The 1,459-nt window shown below is 31.9% G+C and carries 3 protein-coding genes and 1 pseudogene; 2 read left to right on the top strand and 2 right to left on the bottom strand.

From position 1 onward, the window contains the following. Together ACTG3V_RS10250 and ACTG3V_RS10245 are read left to right on the top strand one after the other, a co-directional pair. Nucleotides 1-223, top strand: a pseudogene (locus ACTG3V_RS10250) (hypothetical protein); the annotation flags it as partial. A gap of 73 nt (nucleotides 224-296) precedes the next feature. After that, nucleotides 297-554 carry a hypothetical protein gene (locus ACTG3V_RS10245; protein WP_439132071.1) on the top strand — a complete coding sequence of 86 codons (258 nt, stop codon included), beginning with the start codon at nucleotides 297-299 and terminating at the stop codon, nucleotides 552-554. Nucleotides 555-615: 61 nt separating this feature from the next. On the opposite strand, the gene ACTG3V_RS10240 is transcribed toward ACTG3V_RS10245, so the two are convergent. Further along, nucleotides 616-1,074, bottom strand: coding sequence for a GNAT family N-acetyltransferase (locus tag ACTG3V_RS10240; RefSeq protein ID WP_439132070.1), 459 nt, complete (start codon nucleotides 1,072-1,074; stop codon nucleotides 616-618). 1 nt (nucleotide 1,075) lies between these two features. Beyond that, on the bottom strand, nucleotides 1,076-1,459 hold a 384-nt coding region (locus ACTG3V_RS10235), incomplete at its 5' end, for a Na+/H+ antiporter NhaC family protein (RefSeq protein ID WP_439132069.1).

The raw sequence follows: 1,459 nt of genomic DNA, 5'->3' as shown, positions 1-1,459 counted from the left end.
CATTGATGAAACCGTTTTGGTAGATTTGATAATTAATACTGAAGGAGAAATTATTTTTGAATCGCTGCAATCATCAGAAAAAATAAAAACCGAATTACCAGCATTAGACAGTATTATTCAAGTTGCTGTAAGCAAATTGCCCACTGTTTTTCCGGCTATCAAACAACGCTACAAAGTAACGACCAAATACCAATTACCTATTAGAATTTACCAGAAAGAGTAATTTTTTAAGAAGCAATATTTATAAATTTTAGAAACGTTATTTTAAATAAATAACATAGTTAAGCAAACTAAAGATGAAAAATCAACTCAAAGAAAATTGGAAACTCTTTTTAGCAGCGAGTTTAACTTTAGGATTAGCGCCTTTTAATCCACCACATATTTGGGGCAAAATTCAATGGATTTTAGGCGGAAATGCATTTCACCCAGAAAAAGGAATGCAAGCTCAAGATTGGTTTGATGTTGTATTACATGGTACACCTTGGGTTTTATTATTGATTTCAATAGTTTTAAATCTTTTGGGTTCAAAAAAAGAAACGAACAACAAAACGTAATCGTTCAAAATTTAAACGATACTTTTTTTTCTGAAACATCTATTTTTATCAAAAGAAAAAATTACATATTCTCAACAATCTCAAACTCCATTTCTGGTAAAAATCGCCCAGAAACTGAACTCTCTGTTTCTGCAATAATTTTAAAACCGTGCTTTGCATAAAAACTCTTTGCATTCGGGTCTGATACCACATTTAAAATTGCAGAACTGCCATCTTTACAATAGCCAATTGCATGATGTAACAATGCTGATCCTATCCCTTTTTTGATAAATTTTGGAGAAACAAATAAAAACTCTAGAAAACTGGTTCTGATATTGGCTCTGTTGAGCACATAGAAACCTGCAATTTCAGAATCAATCATAAATTTAAAGACATTCCATTCTTTAAACATAGTTGGAGTAACTGTTAAGTCTTCTCGCCAACTTTCTATCAGCGCTTCAGAATATCCCCAAAACGCTTTGCTTTGTAACGCAATTTCAGTTAATCGTTTTGCATCAGAAACGTTTGCTTTAACAATCATGCTATTTCTTAACCAATTGTCTAATTTTAATATTAAGCGCAGCAAATAATAAGGTGGTAAAAGGACTTAAATAATTAAAAATAGCATATACAAAATAATCGGCTACAGAAACACCCAAAACTCCAGATTGATAAGCCCCACAAGTATTCCAAGGAATTAAAACCGAAGTTACAGTTCCTGAATCTTCTAGAGTTCTACTTAAATTTTCTGGTGCTAAACCTTTGTCTTCGTAGGCTTTTTTAAACATTTTACCAGGTATTACTAAGGCTAAATACTGGTCTGAAGCAATAATATTTAATCCCAAACAACTAATAACAGTACTTGCAAACAAACCAAAAACAGTACTTGCAACAGCTAACAAGCTTTTGGTGATTTTAGCTAAGGC

The organism is Polaribacter sp. (assembly GCF_965660385.1).
Classification (GTDB): domain Bacteria; phylum Bacteroidota; class Bacteroidia; order Flavobacteriales; family Flavobacteriaceae; genus Polaribacter.
This window is presented reverse-complemented; position numbering and strand designations above follow the sequence as displayed.